This is a genomic window from Paenibacillus sp. Y916 (assembly GCF_056786435.1).
In genome coordinates, this window is sequence record NZ_JBXCJA010000010.1 from 72743 (window position 1) to 95514 (window position 22772).

21 protein-coding genes and 1 other annotated feature are annotated in these 22772 nt (G+C 41.0%); of the genes, 17 read left to right on the forward strand and 4 right to left on the reverse strand.

Annotated features, from left to right (window positions below; translation table 11 throughout):
* Window positions 1-125: 125 nt before the first annotated feature.
* The 3 genes from AC1TO9_RS18610 (at window position 126) to AC1TO9_RS18620 (ending at window position 3553) form a co-directional block, all read left to right on the forward strand.
* A complete protein-coding gene (locus AC1TO9_RS18610; RefSeq protein WP_482060128.1) occupies window positions 126-704 on the forward strand; it encodes a TetR/AcrR family transcriptional regulator in 579 nt (192 codons plus the stop codon).
* A 152-nt stretch (window positions 705-856) separates the two neighbouring features.
* Complete coding sequence (locus AC1TO9_RS18615; RefSeq protein WP_482060129.1) at window positions 857-3205, forward strand: YhgE/Pip family protein; 2349 nt, start codon at window positions 857-859, stop codon at window positions 3203-3205.
* Between the two features lie 195 nt (window positions 3206-3400).
* Window positions 3401-3553: a hypothetical protein gene (locus AC1TO9_RS18620; RefSeq protein ID WP_482056186.1), complete on the forward strand. Its 153-nt coding sequence runs from the start codon at window positions 3401-3403 to the stop codon at window positions 3551-3553.
* Window positions 3554-3600: 47 nt separating this feature from the next.
* Here AC1TO9_RS18620 and AC1TO9_RS18625 read toward each other — a convergent pair whose 3' ends face one another.
* Window positions 3601-3969, reverse strand: a complete 369-nt coding sequence (locus tag AC1TO9_RS18625) for a helix-turn-helix domain-containing protein (protein WP_482056187.1) — start codon at window positions 3967-3969, stop codon at window positions 3601-3603.
* A gap of 309 nt (window positions 3970-4278) precedes the next feature.
* Here AC1TO9_RS18625 and AC1TO9_RS18630 point away from each other — a divergent pair, with 309 nt between their 5' ends.
* The 6 genes from AC1TO9_RS18630 (at window position 4279) to AC1TO9_RS18655 (ending at window position 10368) form a co-directional block, all read left to right on the forward strand.
* The gene (locus AC1TO9_RS18630) at window positions 4279-4596 is read left to right on the forward strand and encodes a hypothetical protein (protein ID WP_482060130.1); all 318 of its coding nucleotides are present in this window, start codon (window positions 4279-4281) and stop codon (window positions 4594-4596) included.
* Window positions 4597-5342: 746 nt separating this feature from the next.
* Window positions 5343-5972, forward strand: coding sequence for a sugar transferase (locus tag AC1TO9_RS18635; protein WP_482056261.1), 630 nt, complete (start codon window positions 5343-5345; stop codon window positions 5970-5972).
* 50 nt (window positions 5973-6022) lie between these two features.
* Entirely contained in the window at window positions 6023-7363 is a 1341-nt protein-coding gene (locus AC1TO9_RS18640) for a UDP-glucose dehydrogenase family protein (protein ID WP_482056189.1), read from the forward strand.
* Between the two features lie 71 nt (window positions 7364-7434).
* On the forward strand, window positions 7435-8373 hold the full coding sequence (locus AC1TO9_RS18645) for an LCP family glycopolymer transferase (protein ID WP_482056190.1): 939 nt from the start codon (window positions 7435-7437) through the stop codon (window positions 8371-8373).
* Between the two features lie 308 nt (window positions 8374-8681).
* Window positions 8682-9593 carry an ABC transporter ATP-binding protein gene (locus AC1TO9_RS18650; protein ID WP_482056191.1) on the forward strand — a complete coding sequence of 304 codons (912 nt, stop codon included), beginning with the start codon at window positions 8682-8684 and terminating at the stop codon, window positions 9591-9593.
* A complete protein-coding gene (locus tag AC1TO9_RS18655; RefSeq protein ID WP_482056192.1) occupies window positions 9577-10368 on the forward strand; it encodes an ABC transporter permease in 792 nt (263 codons plus the stop codon). Before AC1TO9_RS18650 ends, AC1TO9_RS18655 begins: the two co-directional genes overlap by 17 nt.
* Window positions 10369-10635: 267 nt before the next feature.
* On the opposite strand, the gene AC1TO9_RS18660 is transcribed toward AC1TO9_RS18655, so the two are convergent.
* Complete coding sequence (locus tag AC1TO9_RS18660) at window positions 10636-11055, reverse strand: bactofilin family protein (protein WP_482056193.1); 420 nt, start codon at window positions 11053-11055, stop codon at window positions 10636-10638.
* Window positions 11056-11163: 108 nt separating this feature from the next.
* Entirely contained in the window at window positions 11164-12159 is a 996-nt protein-coding gene (locus tag AC1TO9_RS18665) for a M23 family metallopeptidase (protein ID WP_482056194.1), read from the reverse strand.
* A 211-nt stretch (window positions 12160-12370) separates the two neighbouring features.
* Here AC1TO9_RS18665 and cls point away from each other — a divergent pair, with 211 nt between their 5' ends.
* The 8 genes from cls (at window position 12371) to AC1TO9_RS18705 (ending at window position 20397) form a co-directional block, all read left to right on the forward strand.
* The gene (cls, locus tag AC1TO9_RS18670) at window positions 12371-13801 is read left to right on the forward strand and encodes a cardiolipin synthase (protein ID WP_482056195.1); all 1431 of its coding nucleotides are present in this window, start codon (window positions 12371-12373) and stop codon (window positions 13799-13801) included.
* Window positions 13802-14023: 222 nt separating this feature from the next.
* A complete protein-coding gene (locus AC1TO9_RS18675; RefSeq protein ID WP_482060131.1) occupies window positions 14024-14191 on the forward strand; it encodes a hypothetical protein in 168 nt (55 codons plus the stop codon).
* 213 nt (window positions 14192-14404) lie between these two features.
* On the forward strand, window positions 14405-14593 hold the full coding sequence (locus tag AC1TO9_RS18680) for an H-type small acid-soluble spore protein (RefSeq protein WP_482060132.1): 189 nt from the start codon (window positions 14405-14407) through the stop codon (window positions 14591-14593).
* 326 nt (window positions 14594-14919) lie between these two features.
* Window positions 14920-15408 carry a tRNA (adenosine(37)-N6)-threonylcarbamoyltransferase complex ATPase subunit type 1 TsaE gene (tsaE, locus tag AC1TO9_RS18685; RefSeq protein WP_482060133.1) on the forward strand — a complete coding sequence of 163 codons (489 nt, stop codon included), beginning with the start codon at window positions 14920-14922 and terminating at the stop codon, window positions 15406-15408.
* Window positions 15405-16199, forward strand: a complete 795-nt coding sequence (tsaB, locus tag AC1TO9_RS18690) for a tRNA (adenosine(37)-N6)-threonylcarbamoyltransferase complex dimerization subunit type 1 TsaB (RefSeq protein ID WP_482060134.1) — start codon at window positions 15405-15407, stop codon at window positions 16197-16199. Before tsaE ends, tsaB begins: the two co-directional genes overlap by 4 nt.
* Window positions 16200-16216: 17 nt before the next feature.
* The gene (gene rimI / locus AC1TO9_RS18695) at window positions 16217-16729 is read left to right on the forward strand and encodes a ribosomal protein S18-alanine N-acetyltransferase (protein WP_482056200.1); all 513 of its coding nucleotides are present in this window, start codon (window positions 16217-16219) and stop codon (window positions 16727-16729) included.
* Window positions 16730-16733: 4 nt separating this feature from the next.
* Window positions 16734-17786 (forward strand): tRNA (adenosine(37)-N6)-threonylcarbamoyltransferase complex transferase subunit TsaD, encoded by a 1053-nt coding sequence (tsaD, locus tag AC1TO9_RS18700; protein WP_482060135.1) that lies wholly within the window; start codon window positions 16734-16736, stop codon window positions 17784-17786.
* Between the two features lie 663 nt (window positions 17787-18449).
* Window positions 18450-18727 (forward strand) — a binding site (T-box leader).
* 140 nt (window positions 18728-18867) lie between these two features.
* On the forward strand, window positions 18868-20397 hold the full coding sequence (locus tag AC1TO9_RS18705) for a 2-isopropylmalate synthase (RefSeq protein ID WP_482060136.1): 1530 nt from the start codon (window positions 18868-18870) through the stop codon (window positions 20395-20397).
* Between the two features lie 407 nt (window positions 20398-20804).
* Here AC1TO9_RS18705 and AC1TO9_RS18710 read toward each other — a convergent pair whose 3' ends face one another.
* Window positions 20805-22754: an ABC-F family ATP-binding cassette domain-containing protein gene (locus AC1TO9_RS18710; protein ID WP_482056203.1), complete on the reverse strand. Its 1950-nt coding sequence runs from the start codon at window positions 22752-22754 to the stop codon at window positions 20805-20807.
* Between the last annotated feature and the right edge of the window lie 18 nt (window positions 22755-22772).

Consider the following 22772-nt stretch of genomic DNA (forward strand, 5'->3'; position numbering starts at 1 on the left):
CTGTATCACAAAATTTAAATTGAAATTTAAATAGCTACATGTTATAGTGATGTCTGACTAAGTGACTAGTTATATATTATAGTCATTTATCGATAATATCAACCCATTTTGAAAGGAGAGATGAAATGGCTGTGATGGATCGTCGTAAGCAAGTGCTTACTGCTGCGGCCCAATCCTTTGCAACTTTCGGGTACAAGGCAACCACGATGGAGCAGGTAGCTAAAATTGCTAATGTAGGAAAAGGAACGATATATAATTTCTTTACGAACAAGGAAGAACTATTTGATGAGATTCTATACGGAGTCATTATCGAAATGAGGAAGATCCCAGAGCGAGAGATTCGTCGGGAAAAGTCATTCTTGGATAATTTGTATCAAGTTCTCGATGGTTTACTAGAGTTTCGCAGAGAGCATGAGCTATTCATTAAATTATCGCATGAGTTAAGGGATTTCGGAACACCTCAAGTGTTAGAAGCCCTCGATAAAGTGGAGAATGTGATCTTGGAGTATTTGGAGCGTGAATTACAGGCGGCTATAGATAACGAAGAGATCAAACCTTGTGATCCTAAAATTGTGTCGATTGTCATAAAGAAGCTATATATTACACTAACCACAGAAATTAGTAAGCATCATGAGCCATTGAGTAAAGAACAGATTAAACATTATTTTCGATTGTTTCTTTCGGATGGATTGGCAGTACAATAATTGAATATATAGAAAAAGACTTCCTTTGGGAGCGATGTATTAGACAAAGACGTAAGCATCGCGATTTCGGAGAGAAGTTTTTATTGGTCAACATATGACCGGATGGGGAAGTCAGTCATAACGTATTTTAACTTAGGGGAGAGAAACTGTTTATGAAGTCATTAGCTGTATTTTTTAAAGATATGGGAACTGCTATTAGAAATCCTAAAGTACTGGTTACGATGATTGCGATTCTATTGGTTCCAGTGATGTATAGTGGAATGTTCCTGGGTGCTTTCTGGGACCCCTATAGTAAAATGGAAGATCTACCCGTAGCTGTAGTTAATACTGATATAGGGGCAAACTTTGAAAGTAAGTCACTTCACATAGGTGAAGAGTTAATTGAGGAATTGAAAGTGACAGATGGCTTCAAATGGGAGTTCGTTTCCAAGCAAGAAGCTGATGAAGGTATGATTAATAATATTTACTATATGACGATTGTCATTCCTGAAGACTTCTCTTCTAAAGCGACGACGTTACTAGATGATCAACCACAACCTGCGGAAATCATATTTATGCCCAATGAAGGATATAACTTTCTTGCAGGACAGATTGGCGGAACAGCAGTAGAGCAGATCAGAGCGAAAGTATCTGCGAAAGTAACGGAAGTGTACACCGAAACATTATTTGATCAGATCGAAACGGTATCCACTGGCTTCAAGGATGCGGGTGCTGGAGCTAGTGAAATAACAGATGGAGCTATTAAGCTGGACGATGGAGCTATCTTACTGAAAGATAATTTAGTCAAAATGGTTGACGGCACGATGAAGTTGCAAGAGGGGATTAGACCCCTTACGAAAGGTGTCGGTGATCTTGAGCAAGGGGCAACAGAACTGCAGGCTGGATCTTTATCGTTAGCAGATGGTCTTGTTCAGCTGACGGCAGCGCAGAAGCAGCTGGAGAGTGGAGCCATTCAAGCTCATACAGGGATCAGCCAATTACAAGCGGGTCTGAAATCCTCTGAAGAGGGAAGTGCACAAATCTTAGCAGGATTACAATCCTCAGCTGATGGAACATCGCAATTGGAAGTCGGGCTGCAAGCTACGGTTAAAGGATCGGCTCAATTACAAAGTGGACTTGAATCTTCCGTAGATGGGAGTGCTAAGCTATCGGAAGGGTTGAAAGATGCTGCTGATGGTAGTGAACAAGTGGCAACAGGTGCAACAAGTGTAGCTCAAGGGCTTAAACAACTGGCAGACTCTAATCCAGAGCTTGCTGAGAACACGGATGTACAGAAATTGATAGCAGCGAGTCAGGCCGTAGCACAAGGTAGTAATAAGGTACACAAAGGACAGCAACAATTAGCCGAAGGAGCAACTCAATTGCATGAAGGACAAGTACAGCTGGTGCAGGGAGCAACGCAACTGCACACAGGTGCAGTACAACTTCATGCAGGTGCTAATCAATTGGATCAAGGAACACAGCAGTTGCTTAAAGGCAGTACAGAGTTACATCAAGGACAGCAAAAGCTTGTACAAGGTGTTAATCAATTAGATGCAGGGCAGACTCAATTGGTTGAGGGCTTGAAATTAATTGGATCCAAGATGAGTGATGCTGTCTCAGGAAGCCAACAATTGGCAGGTGGGGCAGAGAAGATAGCTACTGGATCTGAGAAATTAGCTGGGGGTATGAGTCAATTAGGAGATGGCGTAGTTACCCTTACGGATGGATCCCAAAAGTTAAGTGACGGCGCTGGGGAATTGGAGAATGGACTGGTGCAACTAAAAGATGGTTCAGATGAACTTGCATCCAAATTGAATGATGCCGCAAATACTACCGGGGAAGTTAAGGGAACGGATGAAACATACAGTATGTTCGCTAAGCCCGTCACTGTGACAGAGGAAAAAGTGAACAAAGTACCTAACTACGGTACAGGCTTTGCTCCATACTTCCTATCACTAGGACTGTTTGTAGGTGCACTGATTACAACGATTGTTGTTCCAATTAGAACGTCTAATGTACCTAATACAACAGGTCTTAATCGATTTGTAAGCCGGACGCTTGCTTTTTGTAGCATTGGTTTAATTCAATCACTGTTAGCCTCAACGTTAGTTCTTTATGGTTTAGGACTGGAAGTACAAAGCGTACCTATGTTCTACTTATTTAGTTTAATTACAAGTTTATCGTTCATGTTCTTAGTGCAGGCATTTGTGACATGGTTGGATCAACCAGGACGTTTCGCAGTCATTGTCATTCTAATTCTACAGCTTACAACAAGTGCGGGTACGTTCCCAGTTGAACTTATCCCGGGATGGTTGAAAGTACTCAATCCATGGTTCCCAATGACATATAGTGTCCAAGGGTATAAAGCTATTATTTCTACGGGTGATGTTGGAATGATGTGGTCTCAAATCGGTATATTGAGTATATTCGGTGGAATATTCCTGATTGCAACATTCTTCTATTTCATGCGCAAACCGCATTCTTTTAATGTACAAGATAAACATACTTTAACAGCTTAATATAGACAATTTTACCAAGGCACTCAGATTCTAGGGTGTCTTTTTTACGGATTATAAGCACCTGTTTTTTTTCGACAAAAATAGAACCTAACAAAAGTAAAACTAATCCATAAGACGACAACAAATAATAAAGGGCTAATATATAATATGAAATATTGAATGTTAAATCCTATATATTAAGCGAGGTTATCATCAGTGGACGGAAATAAAGAAGTAGGAATCGGAGTAAGGTTCGAAGCAGAGGTGCCGAACAAAGTGAATGTGGACATTATGAAGATTATGGAACAGTGTAACATTGATCCCGAAAGATGGAAAGATTACATAAGAGCAGAACCAAACAGACTCTAAAGAACTAACTTTAGAGTCTGAGTAGAATCCATGCAGAAGCGAGTAAGTTACTTCATCGTTCGTTCCATACGAATAAAAGCGATAAATCGTTTAGCTTCATCCTCTGAAAGGCTGCGTCCATCGATGGTAAGATTAAACCGCTCCAATAGCTTATCATCGGAAAGTTCCAAATCATCTACAAAGTGACGCACGTCATCCTCCATAACTAGGTTATGATTACTAGTTCTCCCAATTAAATAATCAATGGAAACTTCGAATACATCAGCGAGTTTTGTTAATATTTCAAAATCAGGCTTCCGCCGACTTTTTTCATAATGAGAGAGAGAAGCCCTTGTAATACCAATCGAACGGGAGAGCTCATCTTGTGTCCAGCCTCGAGCCTCTCGTAATTCTGCTATACGATTCTCCTGATTCATGAATTACCCTCCTATGTTGCAATCTAAGTGTGTTAGTTGCGCTATTAAATGGTCAGTAAAGAGTAGAGATAAATTAAGTGCTTGACATGATACGGTTTGTATCGTAAATTGGATTTGTTAGATACGAATTGTATCTATGTCTATTTTACCCCAATTACTAATTTTAAATCATTATTACTACTCTTAAGTAAAAGGAATGAAGATATGCCCCCCAATATACATGATTGGGCCGAACTTTCTCTTAACGCGCATATGTACATCAGAGAAGTAAGGGGAAATAAGGTGAACAGTAAACGACGTCCAATATTTTTGATGGAATTAGGCGACAACACGATAAGTTTCTTAAGTGATTTGGATTTACCGATGTTATCTAATGTAATGTATGGATTTGATATAGAGAACATTAGTTCTAAGGTCACTCTGTTGGGGAAACTACAAGCTAAAGGCATGTATGAGAATCAATTTCAATATCGGGTTAAGCTAATCAATAGCGTTAAGGGATACCAATTGTATAATGCTAATATTTTGAAAAAAATGCTACTTCATTTAGATTATTTCATGGTCTCTAAACATAAACAAAGATTCAAGACGCATAGAAGTAATAGGAATGTGTTTATTTTACTATAAATCATGACGAAGTGCATTAAATTTAGAAGCCACTCATGCCCAGTCCAATCTGGATGGGTTAAGTTAAGTTAATTTACAAGATGTTCTCCATGAATTAAAAGTGAAACGTATAACACCAATTTTAGCACATCCAGAACGAAACAGTGAGGTTGTTAATTCCATCAAGGTTACGGATGAATTGTTAGAACAAGGTGTAAAAGTGGTGTTTCCATTTATGTAAGAAGAATCAGTTACATTTCATTTCATCAGATGTTCATGATGTCGTTCGAAGGAATTTTATGTTGCAGAAGTCATACGCTAGAATTGGCAACTTATTCGGTGATGATGTGGTGGAAAGGTTGAAACGTAATATATAGATATCATTAAATCATCAACAGTCATAGAGAGGGTGATTACGAATTATGCTGATCTGGGTATAACAGCGAATGAGTTGGCTAGTAAGATTAATTAGTTAAGAAGGCAAAAGCTAACGTAGAACATGTTCATTCTCGTTTTCTTGGAGTGGTCTTGAAAAGCGTCAATATGAGTAAAGGGAACCCGTACAACTATTACTATGGTGAGAAATAAATAGAACAGTGTTGTAATCTAGCTCTTGTTTATGATCAAAACCTGGCTTTTTGAACTTGAACTAAAGTATATCGAGGAAGGGGCACTATGCCCTCTAGAGGAGAGTATGCATGATTCCGACATCTCAAAGGAATGAAGTTGACGTATTTATTGATAAGCACTTATCCTACCCACACGGCATGCCCAACCATCATCGTTCGGACAAACAATATCTATTCATGAAGAGAGTAATGGATGTGATAGGGGCCATAATTGGTCTACTCCTGTTGTCGCCTGTATTTACAATTATAGCAATCCTCATTAAATTAGAAGATCCCAAGGGGCCTATATTCTTTCATCAAATTCGTGTCGGCAAGAATGAGAAAGAATTTCATATGTTTAAATTTCGTTCGATGGTCTCGAATGCTGAAGATTTACTTGATGATCTACTCCATCGCAATGAAGTGAGCGGTGCTATGTTTAAGATGAAGAATGATCCCCGTATTACAAGAATAGGGAAGTTCATTCGCAGAACGAGTATCGATGAATTCCCTCAACTATGGAATGTTCTACGCGGCGATATGAGTATGGTTGGTCCTAGACCACCACTCGTTAGAGAGGTCGCAGAATATTCCCCATATGACATGAAGAGACTTCATGTAACACCAGGTTGTACTGGTCTTTGGCAAGTGAGCGGAAGAAATAGTGTTGGATTTGAGAGAATGGTAGAGCTGGATATTCGATATATAGATAAGAGAAGTACTTTATATGATCTTGGGATTATTCTCAGAACTATAAAGATGCTATTTCGAGCTAAGGATGCTTTCTAAGTGATAGTGCCGTTATTAGGGGAAATTGTGTATAGATGAGGAGTGATTTAATGAAGATTGCAGTTATAGGTACAGGGTATGTTGGTTTAGTATCGGGAGTGTGCTTCTCGGAAATAGGGCATCAAGTAGTCTGTGTTGATAATGATCCAAGTAAAGTGGAGATGCTTCAGAAGGGAGAAGTTCCGATCTATGAACCTGGGCTCCAAGAGTTGATGAATAGTAATGTTGCTTCAGGTAAGCTATCCTTTACAAAAAATATTGGGGAAGCTGTAATGAATTCTGAACTGATTATTATCGCTGTTGGAACTCCTTCTATGCCTAATGGAGAAGCTAATCTAAGTTATATTGAGCAGGTTGCCATAGAAATAGGCACGGTGATGGATGGATATAAAATCGTGGTTACGAAGAGTACGGTCCCTGTCGGGACTAACTTTAAAGTGAAACAATGGATTAGTGAACGGACGGGTCAGCCATTCGATATCGTGTCGATACCCGAATTTCTTCGAGAAGGTACAGCGATCAAGGACACATTATTCCCCGATCGTGTAGTCATTGGAATAGATAATCCGAGAGTTATAGAACCTATGTTAGATCTTCATAAGTCATTAACTGAACATATCGTCATTACGGATATTCGCTCAAGCGAAATGATCAAATATGCTTCTAATGCTTTCCTCGCAACGAAGATTTCATTTATTAATGAAATTGCAAATATTTGCGAAAAGGTAGGGGCGGATGTGACGAAGGTAGCGGAAGGAATGGGATACGACAAGCGAATTGGACATTCCTTTCTTCAAGCTGGAATTGGGTATGGTGGTTCCTGCTTTCCAAAAGACACAGAAGCACTTATCCAAATAGCTGGGAATGTAGATTATGAATTTAAGCTACTGAAGTCAGTAGTAGAGGTGAATAAAGATCAGCGATTTAATGTCATTAATAAGCTGAAGGATGCGCTAGGAACATTAGAAGGCCGAACTATTGGGGTTTGGGGACTAGCCTTTAAACCTAACACAGATGACGTACGCGACGCACCCGCGATTGATATCATCAAGACGTTAATCAAAATGGGAGCTTATATTCAGGCATATGACCCCGTTGCGGTTGAGAACTTTAGAGGTGTACTTAATGCTCCTGAGATCGAATGGTCGAGGAGTGCTATGGAAGCGGCTAAGGATTGTGATGCGATTTGTATCCTAACGGAGTGGTCGGAGTTCGCAGAAATTGAACTTGTTGATCTTGCTTCTATTATGAAGCAACCTGTCATGATTGATGGTCGAAATGTATACGGTAAGATAGAAATCGCGAATTCCCCCTTTGCATATTATTCGGTGGGCCGTCCTAACATGAATACAATCGATGATGATAAACGGGTGGCATCTGTCTTTCATTAAGGTCATTATTCACGAACCGGATTACGAGTGGTTAAAACCATTGAATAGAAGGAATAAAGGGGTATCATTTAATGAAACGTTGGATCAAAATAACCTTGCTGGCTCTATCTATATTGGTTATCACTATATTTTGCTATGGAATCTATTTGTACGAGTCAGTGAAGTCGGCAGCTGATGCAATCTATGAACCTAGAGAACCGATTAAGACTGTAATTAAATCGAATCCGACTAGCGCAGAACAAAAAGGCGGCGGTCCCGTGAAGATGGATGAACAGGAGCCTTATACTGTGTTATTCATGGGAGTAGATCAGCGGGAGAACGACGTGGGTCGATCCGACACGATGATTGTTCTGAGCGTCAACCCATCTAAAGAATCGATTCTTATGTTCAATATTCCAAGGGATACACGAACTGAAATTATAGGGCATGGCACGACAGATAAAATTAATCACGCCTATGCCTTTGGTGGAGTAAACATGTCCATTCAGACGGTAGAGAAATTCTTAAGTATACCTATTAATTATTACATAAAGGTAAATATGGAGGGCTTCAGCCAGATTATAGACCTACTAGGTGGGGTGGAGGTTGAGAATCCATTTTCTTTTCAGTATGCAGGTTATGATTTCGCGGAAGGTCCCTTAGAATTAGACGGTGAAGAAGCACTTGCTTACTCACGAATGCGATTCGAAGACCCTCGTGGAGATATGGGACGTAACGCTAGACAAAGAGAAATACTGAAGCAGACGTTGAAGAATGCTCTACAAGTTACGAATATCGTTCGTATCCAATCGATGCTTGCGGAAGTTGGGAATAATGTGAAGACAGATATTACTTTTGCTGAGATGAAGAAATTTATAACAGATTATCGCTCTGACCTGAATAAGATTGAAACATTGGAGTTAAACGGTCAAGGGAAGAGAATAAACGGGATTTATTATTATATTATAGAAGCTGTCGAGAAGGAACGGGTTCATAGCATCATTGAGGAACATCTGCGTAGAGCGGAATAAGAATAAATTTTGCTGAATATATAGGTGTGAGTCTTTAAAGGGGTAGATTTTTGGGTGACGGAAGGATATCAATTTTTCTGTGTATATTGTGAACAGCTTGTACAAAGTAATGAGAGAAGCTCTATTTTTAAAACTGGATTTTACAAGCATGAGTTCCCAATGGGTTATTGTACGGTATGTGAGAAAAAGTATCGCCAATCGAGCATAGATTCCCATATTATAGATAAACCGTTAGAGTAATATGCTAAACTATATTTAGAGAGCAAGATAAGATCGCATATGCTCGTCAATCTAAAGGGGTGAATAGAATGCAGCAGGAACCGGTTATTCGATTGGAGGGTGTCTCGAAGGTTATCTCCTCAAAGGTAATCATTGATAATCTCAATCTGGAAATTGTACCAGGCCAAGTATTCGGATTTCTTGGTCCGAATGGAGCGGGAAAGACGACGACGATTCGCATGATGGTTGGCTTAATATCCATTAGTCAGGGAGACATCGTCATTTGTGGGCACAGCATTAAACACGAATTCGAAGCGGCAATAGCAAATGTGGGGGCAATTGTTGAGAACCCAGAGATGTATAAATATTTAAGTGGATATCAAAATTTACGCCATTTCGCTCGTATGATGCCTGGAGTCACGAAGGAACGAATACAAGAGGTCATCGCACTTGTTGGCTTGGATAAGCGAATTCACGACAAAGTTAAAACCTACTCACTCGGTATGAGACAAAGATTAGGTGTAGCTCAGGCTATTCTACATAACCCAAAGCTTCTTATCTTGGACGAGCCTACGAATGGACTGGATCCACAAGGTATCCGAGAATTACGTGACTATCTAAGGCATCTTTGTAGAGTTGAAGGAACTACGGTGTTCGTATCAAGTCATTTACTATCTGAGATGGAATTGATGTGTGATAGCGTAGCTATTATTCAGAATGGTCGATTAATTGATGTTCGTCAATTGAAGAATGAAGAAGGGGTAGCCGTGTCTGCTGCCGAGATTGCCTTTGATGTGGATCAACCTCAATTAGCTGCACAATTATTGGGAGTGAATCGATTGGAGAATAACCTACTCATATTGAAAATATCACGTGAAGAAATAGCTGATATTAATGCTCGTCTCGTTCAGGCTGGGCTCAAAGTATACGGCATTCGTGAGGTTACTCGCACGCTCGAGGATCAATTTTTGGAGATGACGGGAAGTGAACAAATTGACTAGTTTCTATAAATTAATATTAAACGAGAATATGAAAATATATTATCGCATTCGTACGTGGATTATGTTAAGTATTCTAGCTATATTCAGTATATTGATGCCATTCGTATTCTTCATGGCGCAAGGATCGGAACAACCTAATGTATGGGAAGTCACGATATTAACGATGACGATAACATTCTTTCTAAATATTATATTCGTTGTTGTTATTGCAGCGGATTCTGTAGCCAGTGAGTTTACTGGGGGAACGATTAAGTTGCTTCTGATCAGACCATGGAGTCGTTCGAAGATTCTATTATCCAAATATATATCCGTGATTTTATTTAGCTTATTAAGTAGCCTTGTACTGTTTGGAGTTGCCTTTCTATTTTCAAATATATGGTTCAACTATGAGGGCAATTCAGGGATGTTCTCGAGTACTTGGAGTGATATGTCGTATGCATTCATGAATCTTGGCAGCAGTTATGTTCAACTCTTCATGATCATGATGATAGCGTTTATGATATCTACCCTATTTCGCTCGAGTACCTTTGCGATAGCCTTGTCATTGTTCATCTTATTCACCAAGGATATCTTTTTGACTATTCTAAATCCTGACAGATATGAGTGGATGAAATATTTGATATTCACACATATGGATTTAAAAGGATATATCAATTCATCTGTTGGCCCAGCGGGATCAACGTTCACTTTTTCGTTACTTATACTAGCGGGTTACTATATTGTGTTCGTGTTGCTCTCATGGTTTGTGTTCAAGAAACGTGATGTAGCAACATAACATGGCGAATGAAATAGGAGATGCACCTTTGCAATTAAAAATGGGATTAGTGGAGTTCGGCTCAATTTAAGTGTACTTTTGGTGCTAATGCTAATTACATGTAGGTGATGGAAGATGATTGTGGTAGCAGTCCCCCTTGAAAGTAGAACAAAAGAAGGGAATGGGTATGAGGGAGGGAGCATACACTTCCTTCCCACCCACGATATCAACTTCCCAAGCAAAAACTTCTCAAATCAAACTATGTTTCCGCAAGGTGTATTCGTTAGATTACCCTACCTCGGTTTGTAAGGAACGCGAAGAGGTATCCTTTGACTTGTCAGAGACAGGATTAGACACTGGAAGGCTCATCGTACTCGTTCCACTTAAAGCCCCGCCTTCCATAATGATTAGGGAAGCGGAGGAGACATCCCCGAACATCTGCCCAGTTGGTGTAATCGTAAGCTTACCCGTTGTAGCAATATCTCCATATACCTTACCAGCAATAATGACTTCCTTAGCCTGAATGTTAGAACGTGCTTCCGCATATTCACCCACCGTGACATCTCCTTGACTCTCAATTTCACCATTAAACTGGCCTTCAATTCGCAAGTTGGCTTCACAGTTTAACTTTCCGGTGATCACTGAACCTTGTCCAATGAGTGTGTCCGTCGCTGCGAGTGCTTTCCCATTCCTTCTTGATCTTGCCATGATACAACCCCCTAAAAGTTTTTGAAGAGCATAACTTCCTGGTTAAACTTCGTTTCGAAAACTCACCTCGAAAGCATATGCTTAGTTTTTGAAGAGCATAACTTCCCACTATTTGATGTAGGAAAGTGGGTTAACGGTTTTGTTTTTCTTTTCCACTTGGAAATGGAGATGAGCTCCTGTACTACGACCAGTATTTCCTAGTTTCCCAATCACATCTCCTTTGGAGACATGATCCCCGACAGCGACCTCGATTTTACTCAAATGCATGTAAGAAGTCTGCAATCCATTTGGATGTTCAATCTGTATATAGAGACCTCGTGCGCCTAGTTGCTCAGCATGTAGCACCTTGCCTGCCCCTGCAGCATAGATAGGCTCTCCTGTTTTACCAGAAATATCGATACCCGCATGATAAGCTGCACCACCGTTAAACGGATCTTTCCTATAGCCGAAGCTAGAGGAAATGACGTGGGAGGAGGTTGGCCACATATTCGGAATGCCTTCCAACATATCTTGTGTCGCTTGAGCCTTTTCAAGCGTGCGAGGGATATTATTCTCCATGGAATGGATTAGTTTGCGAATTTCTTCAAAGTCATCCTTCGTCTCTTGAGAAAGGTTGATGATGTCGCTAGTGTGTACAGCAATAAATTCACCACCTACATGTGGAGGGAAATCATTAGTCAACTTCATAGAACGGCTCTTACTGCTAACGTCATCGGAAATCATACTGGTATCATTTTTCTGTATGAACTGTTGTAGATCCTCTTCTAGCTCAGTTACACGTTGCATTTTATCCTTCATATCATGAGCATCAGTAGATAACTGGATAATTTCATTCTGTAATCTACTGATAGCTTCTTCCCGATTACTAACCGTGATCTCCATTTGATGGTTGGCCATGTTCTGAAGCTCCATTTCCTGTTCCATCTTAGAGATTGCTTGGGAAGAATGAACTTGCATGGAAATAATAAGACCTGTAAGGGACAGAATAGCAACAGTAGGTACGATAATTAATAAGGGTTTTGAGATATGGATCTGCTTGACAGAATGCTGTGCATCTCGGAGAACAAGTAGCGTTAATTGCTGTTTCGTCTTAGTACTTTTCATAGGCAACTCCTTTCTAATTAATGGGTGGAGGAATGGAATAGATCGCTTATATTCTATTTATTCTTTGAAGTCTATAAACATGTCTAATTTGTTGAGAGAATCTTAGTAATTCTTGTTTTTAACGAGGTGGATTGAATAAATCCTCCAAGGGTTGGTCAATGCTGTACGATACGGTGGCGGTTACTATTACTTATGGAGGGGGGATAGCTTTATGATATGGCTACTTATTATATTGATTGTATTTATTGTCCAAATCGCGACGATTATTATCATTGAATTCCGAAATCCAACGAAAGCTCTCGCATGGATATTTATTTCGTTTTGCTGTCCAGTGATTGGATTTATAATCTATTATGTAATAGCTCGAGAATACAATAAACATAAGCAAGTTCGTTCAAGAGAATCGAGGCTATATCAGAAAAGTCATGTGCATCTCTGGCGCGAGACTGACATTGTTCAGATCGCGGAAGAGATGAAGAATAGTGAATTCATGCATCGAAAGCGGCTATTTCATTTATTGACCCACCTTCAGGGGAGTTCTATAACGCGATGTAATAAAAGTCGGGTTCTAACGGACGGGAAAATGGCTTATCATGCGATGCTTGAAGCAATGGAATCTGCTAAGGATCATATTCATGTGGAATTTTATATTTTTAGACCAGATATGATCGGTACTGAATTTCAGGATGTGATGATTCGGAAGGCTCAAGAAGGAGTCAAGGTTCGTGTCGTTTGTGATGGGATAGGGAGTTACCACCTAAAACGGTCCTTTATACAGCATTTCAAAGAAGAAGGTATTGAATTTCATTTCTTTCTTCCGCTAGTCCTTGCTATCATCAATCGTCGTATTAACTACCGTAATCATCGTAAGATTGTGATTGTGGATGGTAAAAGGGGATTTACAGGAGGACTAAATGTAGGTGATGACTATTTGGGATTATATTCTGAAATCGGATATTGGCGGGATACTCACTTGGAACTAGAAGGTGATGCTGTTTATTACCTACAGAATATATTTCTTAATGATTGGGAATTAGCTTCTAGTGAACGAATTGAGGATGCTTCTATGTTTCCTGCCCATGAATGTCGCGGAGATCAGCAAATTCAAATATTGAGTAGTGGTCCAGATCAGGTACGTGATGCATTACAGGAGATGTTCTTTGGAGCAATAACAGCTGCTAACGATAGGATATGGATTACATCCCCTTACTTTATCCCTGATGCAGGTATTCATGAGGGACTCAAAACAGCGGCAATTAGTGGTGTGGATGTACGTATCATTATTCCAGGTAAGCCGGATTCGAAATGGGTACATCTTGCTTCTCTGTCGTATGTAGAAGAATTGCTAGAGGCAGGCGTACGTTTCTATCAATACCGCAAAGGCTTCGTCCATGCCAAAACTATGATTGTGGATGACTTGTTAGCTACTATTGCGACCGCCAACATGGATATGCGGAGTTTCTTCTGTAATTTCGAGTTAGCTGCAGTATTATTTGATCAGAAATCTATACAACGAGTTGTAAAAGATTTCGAGGTTGATCTTCAGGTTTGCTCAGAAATCATCCTTAGTGAATTTATAGCAAGGCCTTATAAGCAAAAAGTAGGAGAGCGGTTATGTAGAATTTTATCTCCATTATTATAAAAGGGATCGAAACCTTTTTAATCATAGAAATGACTGTGATATAAATATATGGATAATATTAGGATGAGGTATAAGTTATGCTCTATACGGTACAGTCGTTTATTCGTATTTGATCATTTTTGTATATGATGAAATGCATGACAGTGCATAGTGCGGGGCATATTGAGAAGGATAAAGTACGAATCATCATGTGTTATATGAGTTAGGAAGGAATGAGAAATTGTGGATGAAGAAGAAGCTTATTTGCGAGATGTTGATCGGATGGTGAATGAGGGTTTAGGAGGTGGAGAAGTCACGATAGATAATGGGTATGTTGGTGATATCCCATTAGAAGAGTTATCTATGGAGCGAACGGAAGAGTTTATAGAGGACGAAGATACTAGTTATTAGACTATAAGTGCGTGTTCAAAAAGTCGAATTTTCAGCACCAAGAAGATTGGATGAAGCAAGGGAGTGAGGAGCGGAGCGTAGGCAGTACCTACGTGAGCACCGGAAGGACCGGCTGAATTCAATGTTCGATGTCGAATAAGCTTCTTGGCATACTTCGTGATCAAAAGATGGCTTTTTGAACAACCTCTATAATAATGAAAAGGAGTAATGATAATGGATGTAAGAAGAGCGCTTGATATTTATCAAGACAAAGATACCATTGCTGTTCAATTAGTTGGAGATCCTGTCTGGATTGAGCATGTGGATGAAGTTAATGGAATGGCTACAGTTCAGGTGGGATCGCGTCCGACCAACACACATACGGTGAGTGTGGATCGTCTTCGTGAGGAAGAGACATCATAACTGCTACTTGTTGAATAGATTGGGGATGCGGAAATAGCATTAGAACTTTAGGAAGGGCTCGAACTGCTTGAATTAGCGGTTTCGAGTCCTTTTATATTTCCGCTGAAACGGGTACTTTAAAGTGATACGAAGTATCGCTAGCATCGGAAGCATAAGCTTTTTGAAAAAAGATGGCATAGCCGTTTCTACTTGCATATCGACGCTTCTTGCGGGTCATAGCATTGACAGATATAATAAAGGACAAGTTATGTTGGAAATGGTCATAAAGTACGAGTTCAAAAAGTCGACTTTTTGAACAACCTCATAAAGGTGGGTTCATATTGGGAATGAGTCATTATAAGGGAACATATATCTATTCATCTCATCATTTGGAAGATACCGAAGCGCTTGCGGCTTGGTTGGCTAAAGTAGTGATTCCGGGTACGGTGATTGGACTTGATGGAGATTTAGGAGCGGGAAAAACAGCATTTTCACAACTATTTGCTAAGCATCTTGGAGTTAAAGGGATCGTTAATAGTCCAACATTTACAATTATTAAAGAATATGAAGGTAGAGTGCCTTTTTATCATATGGATGTTTATCGCCTTTCGATAGAAGAAGCGGATGAGCTTGGGCTGGATGAGTATTTCTATGGTAAGGGAGTATGTCTGGTGGAGTGGTCCCAAATTATTAGTGATTTATTACCTGAAAATCATCTGCATTTATCGATAGAGACTATTGGGCCTGAACAACGTGAAATTACGATTCGTGGGTTAGGAGAACCTTATGAAGAATGGTGCCGTAACCTGAATAAGAATGGAGTCTTTAAGTTATGAGTAAACCGCAAAATCCAGGTTCGCAACAACGGATACTGGCATTGGACACATCTACAACATCACTGGCTGCAGCGGTGATGGATAAGGGTAAGGTTGTACATGAGATTAGCGAATTGGGTGAACGAAATCATTCCATTCGAGTTCTATCGATTGTGGACGAAGTTCTGAAAGCATCTGGAACGATAACTTCAGAGCTGAAGGGTATCGCTGTTGGAATAGGACCGGGATCTTATACGGGCACACGAATAGCTGTTACCGCAGCAAAGACGTTAGCATGGGCTTGGAGCATACCAGTGGTGGGTATATCGAGTCTTTACTCATTGGCTTATGGCGGCTATTCCCATGGGGTAAATACTCATGAGATTAAGGTAGGAATAGATGACGTCCATTGGATTATTCCGTTGATGGATGCGAGACGCGGTCAGGTATATACAGCACTATTCAGTTCATCAGATGGGAATGTACCGAACCGCCTAGAGCCGGATGCTATTCGTCTAATGGATCAGTGGGTAGAAGAGCTAGTGAATCGGTTGGAAGCTATATCTGAACAGGAGAAGCCATATCATGTCTGGTTCGTGGGGGATGTGAATCTCCATAAGGAAGCAGCTGAACGTCTAAGAGTACATCTTGGAGATGCACTTCATATCGTTTCATATGATTTGGAGGCACGTTTCGTAGGAATGTTAGGGGAACAGAGGCTTAACCAAGGTGAAATGGATGATATGCATTCACTGATTCCGAATTATACCCAACTTACTGAAGCGGAAACGAATCTCCTTCGTAAGATGTGAAGGGAGTTAGGTAATTGATGGAGCAGAATAACAAGGTGGCAGACGACGATGGAATCTCTTTTCGAATCATGAAGCTCGAGGATATACCTAATATTATGGTTATTGAACATGATGCATTTACACTTCCATGGACAGAGACTGCATTTCGTAATGAATTGACGAACAATCTATTTGCTCGTTATATCGTGATGGAGAGTCATGGAAATCCCATAGGTTACGCTGGAATGTGGACGATTGTAGATGAGGCACATATCACGAACATTGCTATTCTGGAAGCATATCGCGGTCGTAGATTAGGTGCGCGTTTGCTAGATGAATTAATGAAGACTGCTGTTCAATTGGGAATGGATCGAATGACACTGGAAGTTAGGGTGTCCAATTGTATCGCCCAGCATTTGTATGAAAAAAAGGGATTTGAATCAGTAGGACTTCGTAAAGGCTATTATTCAGACAATCATGAGGATGCAATGATTATGTGGGTAGATTTACCCCAATATAAGGAGTACGGTAGTAGGGAAGGAAGCGTATAGATTCATGAGTATAGATAACAATAAATATAGCCCATGTTATATATTAGCTATTGAGACAAGCTGTGACGAAACGGCTGTAGCTGTTGTGAAGGATGGGCATGAGGTATTGTCGAATATGATATCAAGCCAGATTGAGACGCATAAGGCTTTTGGTGGTGTTGTACCCGAAGTTGCATCTCGCAAGCATGTTGAGAGTATTACACTTATGCTAGAAGAAGCAGTAACTGCTTCAGGAATCAAGATGAAAGATTTGTCTGCAATTGCTGTGACACAAGGACCTGGACTTGTGGGTGCATTATTAGTAGGGGTAGTGGCTGCAAAGAGTCTTTCAGTAGCGTTGTCCAAACCACTAATTGGAACACACCATATTGCAGGACATATATATGCCAATCGCTTGGTGGGAGATATTCATTATCCTTGTATGACGTTAGTTGTATCCGGTGGACATACGGAACTTGTCTATATGAAAGAAGAAGGTCACTTTGAAGTGATCGGTCGAACTAGGGATGATGCGGTTGGAGAGGCCTACGATAAAGTAGCGCGCTCACTTGGATATCCTTATCCTGGTGGCCCACATGTGGATCGCATGGCTATGGAATCGGAGGAATCAATAACACTTCCACGTGCATGGTTGGAACCGGGATCATATGATTTCAGTTTCAGTGGTTTGAAATCTGCCGTATTAAATGTGATCAATCAACGTAAGATGCGTGGAGATCCACCAATCACGGCTGCCATTGCACGAGGATTTCAAGAGTCGGTTGTAGAGGTACTTGTAACCAAAGCAATTCTTGCCGTGAAAGCCTATGATGTGAAGCAGTTGCTACTATGTGGTGGTGTAGCTGCTAACCGTGGTCTTCGGGCGGAGCTTAGCCGTAGATGTGCGGAGGAAGGAATAGATCTATCCATTCCTCCATTTGAATATTGTACAGACAATGCTGCTATGATTGGCGCTGCAGCTTATCTTAAATGGCGCGAACAATATTTCACACCGCTTGAAATGAAGGCAGATCCGCAGCTTTCTTTGGAAGCATGGGGCACTAATAGCGTAGATTAAGTCAAGAATAAGAAAAATGTCTATTGACAGAGTTCCTTCAAATCGGTATGATAATAAAAATTTCAAATTGTGATAAACGCGATGAACAAGAGTAGTAGGGGAAATCCGGGAATAATCAGAGAACTGCGGGTTGGTGCAACGCAGTCGAAGGGGCCTGAACTCGCTTGGGAGCGGAACGGTGGAACACGACGAGGAAGATTCGTCGTAGTCTCGGTAGTGCACGCCGGGGAAGTACATCGTTACGTTGGCCTCCGTAAGAGGGTAAGCTTAGCAGTCCATTACTTTATGATTCGTTATGGCTGTAAGGCGTTTGAGGGGTTCTTCCGATAATCCTATGTTACATGTGGGGGAAGGACAACAAGAGTGGTACCGCGAAGGGTGAATAACAGCCTGTCGTCTCTTGATATAGAGATGACGGGCTTTTTTGTATATATTTTCAGTGTAAGTTCAAAAAGTCAGATTTTCAGCACTAAAGTATATGCTTACGATGCTACGTTTCTTCGAAACGTCTCAGAAGATTGAATGAAGATAGGGAGTGAGGAGCGGAGCGTAGGCAGTACCTACGTGAGCACCGGAAGGACCTGCTGAATTCAATATTCGATGTCGAATACGCTTCTTGTTATACTTCGTGATCAAAAGATGACTTTTTGAACAACCCTATAAATTATGGCTATGAACGGGAGTAGTAAAAGGATTATGCCTTCAGAGAGCTGTGGAATTGGTGTGACACAGTGACAGAACCCTTTGAATCTCGCCCGGGAGCTAAGTCTGTGGAACTTCGAGAAGAAGCGTACACGGATTCGGTTATCCACCGTTAAAGGGATCTCTTTATGTAAGGTCATACAACCGAGCATAAAGAACAAAGTGGGGTGCTTAGACGATGATGTCGATGGCGCCAACAAGAGTGGTACCGCGGAAGGTGAAAACCTGTCGTCTCTTATATTCATAAGAGATGGCAGGTTTTTTCTGTCTTCTCAACATTGCTCCACAAAAACTAGGCTTATGCTTACGATGCGATTTGTTGGAACGAAGATTGATCAGGGGAGCCTAGCTCTCCAATAAATTTCAGGAGGTTATTAAAATGACAACAGCACCAAGGATTATTATATTTGATACAACGCTACGTGACGGAGAACAGGCACCAGGTGCAAGTTTACAGCCAGATCAGAAAATACAGCTTGCTGGCAAGCTTGTGGAGCTTGGTGTAGATGTGTTGGAGCCGGGGTTCCCGATCTCTAGCCCAGGGGAGTTTGCTGCGGTAGAAGCCATATCGCGACAGTATCAACAAGTAGAGATATGTGGGTTCGCTAGAGCGGTAAAGGGAGATATTGATGCAGCAGTTCGAGCTACAAGGGATGCTGCGCATCGTCGGATCCATCTCTTTCTGTCATCATCAGATATTCACCTACAGCACCAATTACGTATAAGTCGGAAGGAAGCTGTAGCTAAAGCCCGGCAAATGACCGCTTATGCTAAACAATTCAGTGACCAAGTTGAATTCACGGCGATGGATGCTGCCCGCACAGGAATAGATGATCTCATTGAGATGATCGAAGCTGTGATCGAAGAAGGAGCAACGATGATTAATCTGCCAGACACGGTAGGATATGCACTTCCGCAGGAGTATGGGGATATGTTCCGGAAAGTTCGCGAAGGAGCAAGAGGTGGAGCGGGCGTCTTATATAGCGCTCACTGCCATAACGACTTAGGGCTTGCGGTAGCCAATAGCCTTGCTGCCATTCAGAATGGTGCAACTCAGATTGAAGTCACAGTTAACGGAGTGGGAGAGAGAACTGGGAATTGTGCACTAGAGGAACTGGTTATGGCTTTAGAAGTAAGAAAAGATTCACTAAACTACTCAACGGGCATTTCGATGGAGAAGATATACGGAGTATCAAGAGCGGTTAGTAGTGCTATGCATTTTCCAGTGGCATATAACAAACCTATTGTGGGTCGTAATGCATTTCAGCATGAGTCAGGTATTCATCAAGATGGACTACTGAAGGATCTAAGTACTTATGAGATTATGAACCCTGAATCACTAGGCATTTCACGGGATATGATCATATTAGGTAAACATTCGGGTCGTCATGCGCTGAAGGACCGTGTAGCAAGATACGGGATACAGATGAAGGATACGGAGATGGAAGTGCTTTATGATGTCTTTAAGGAAACAGCAGATCGCTTGAAAGTTGTCACTGATGACATACTGTTGAAGATGGTGAGTCATACGACAGGGAAAAGAATACAGAACTTTGAACTTGGAGAAGTACAGGTGCAATCGGGTAGTGCAGAGGAGCGTATCGCAACTGTTACATTACGTCACCTACATGAGGATCGGGAATCTACGCATATCGCTATCGGAAAGGGACCGCTGGAAGCTTTAATTTCAGCGATTGGTCAAGGGATCGAAGCAGATATTACTTTCGGTGACCTGGAACTGCACTCGCTCAGTACAGGGGAAGAGGCACATGCTGAAGCTGCCGTAACGGTGGAGTGGGAAGGTAAGACCTATCGCGGCACAGCCATTCATCAAGATATCGTGATGGCTGCTGGACTTGCTTATGTGGCCGCTTGTAATAGTGCCCTTTCAGTATATCTTTCAGCTTAATTAGATTGAATTATGAAACTTTTGATAAATAGACTTTCAATATAATTGAAAGTCTATTTATCATATTTCCACTGAAATGGGTGCTGAATTAGTTTGTCAAGATGTGGACAAAGTTATCCACATATCCAAGTAGGATTGTGTGTAAACGAGATCAATAAGGAATATATATAGGTTTGAGTGGACTTTGAAACAGTGGATATTTTTTTCATTAAAATTGTGGATAATGTGCATAACTTAGTGGATAAGAGTAAGATGTTCGCTAAAAACTCTATAAAACCTAAAAAAATAGCCCTCAGGGCTATTTTAAAGAGTGAGTTATGCAGGATTTCAGGGGATAACTCTGTGCATAACTTTAAACGTATCATAAAAGTTTTTTTGTTGTTAAATTTTATATTGCCTAATCCCACTTAATCTACGGCAAGTTGCTCCCATTCGTTATAAACATCCTCAAGGGATTTCTTCTTTATTTCGACCATTTGCTGATGCTCTTGTAGAGCTATATAATCTTGAAATATGTCAGGGAGAGCCATCTTAGCTTCAAGAACCTTTATATCTTCTTCTAAAACGTGAATTTCTTCTTCCAAAGTAGCCAATCTACGTTGACGATTACGTTCTTCACGCTTGGCCATTTTATCGGCTTCAAATGAAGATGCGCCTGGTTTATCAATAGGATCTAATGCCGAATCCGATTTGGCTGATGTTTTGGCTGCAAGTTCCAGCGCTTCCTGCTGTATTTCTGCGAGTTCCTGTTTCTTCTCGGTATAGTCATCATAATTGCCAAGGAAATGTTCTGTCCCATTAGAAGAAAGCTCTACAATACGCTCAGCCATCTTATTTAGGAAATAACGGTCATGAGAAATAAATAGAAGGGTACCCTCGAAATCGATCAAAGCAGATTCAAGTACTTCTCGACTGAATAAGTCCAAATGGTTGGTAGGTTCATCTAGAATAAGCATATTAGCTTCGAGGAGCATGAGCTTGGCAAGCGCTACGCGAGCCTTCTCTCCACCACTGAGTGCAGAAACCTTCTTCAGGACATCCTCACCACTAAATAGAAAGTTACCGAGCACAGTGCGAATCCGCGCTTCTTCCATATGGGGGTATTCACTCCAGAGTTCTTCTAAGACGGTATTTTTAAAATTTAAATTGGTCTGTTCTTGATCATAATAGCCAATCTTTACTTTCGTTCCCCAATGAATCTGACCTGTAGCAGGCGTGAGAGTGTCGAGCATACATTTGAATAAGGTTGACTTCCCAATACCGTTAGGACCGATTAGAGCAGCTGTCTCCCCACGACGCATATCAAAGGATACATTCTGAAATAAGGGGGATAACGGATCGAATGCGACAGATAAATCACGTACCTGTAGGACTTCTTTTCCAGACGAATATTCTATTTCAAAAGAAAAAGACGCTTTCTTAAGTTCACCTTGTGGTCGATCAAGTCGATCCATCTTCTCGAGAGATTTACGACGGCTCTGTGCTCGCTTCGTTGTGGAAGCACGTACTAAGTTGCGTTGGACAAACTCTTCCATTTTGGCAATTTCGCCTTGTTGTTTGTCGTATTGCTTCAATTCGGCTTCATATTCAGCAGCCTTGAGCTCAATGTAGCGACTATAGTTACCTGTGTAACGCTTAGATTGGTGTCTCTCAATTTCCACAATAGTGGTCACTAGGCGATCTAAGAAATAACGGTCATGAGATACGACTAATATAGATCCAGAATAGGAACGTAAGTAATCTTCTAACCATGTTAGCGTAGCAATATCCAAGTGGTTCGTAGGTTCATCGAGCATGAGCAGATCAGGAGCTAACAACAGGATACGTGCTAATGCCAGTCGAGTCTTCTGCCCACCACTGAGTGTACTAATTGAAGTATCTGGTGCGAAATCTCCAAAGCCCATACCATGCAGAACGCTGCGAATTTTCGTCTCCATTTCATAGCCACCATTATCTTTGAACCAATCGGAGCGAAAAGCATATCGTTCTAATAAATCTTGATATTTCTTCGGGTTCTCCATCGACACGGGATCTGCTATCTGCTTCTCCATAGATCTCAGTTCTTGTTCAGCATCAATTAATGGTGTAAATACGCTGAGCATTTCCTCCCACAGGGTCCCATCCGATTGAAGGCCGCTATTCTGAGCGAGGTACCCAATGGTTGTTTCCTTTGCTTTGAAGATTTGTCCCCCATCATAGGATATTTCACCTGCTAGAATCTGTAGAAATGTGGACTTTCCGGCACCGTTAACACCTACAAGTCCGACGCGTTCCTTCTCAAGAATTTGCAGATTAATTCCATCAAGAACGGGCTGGACACCGTACAATTTCTTTATTCCAGTAGCTTGAAGCAACATGCAGTAGAAACCTCCATC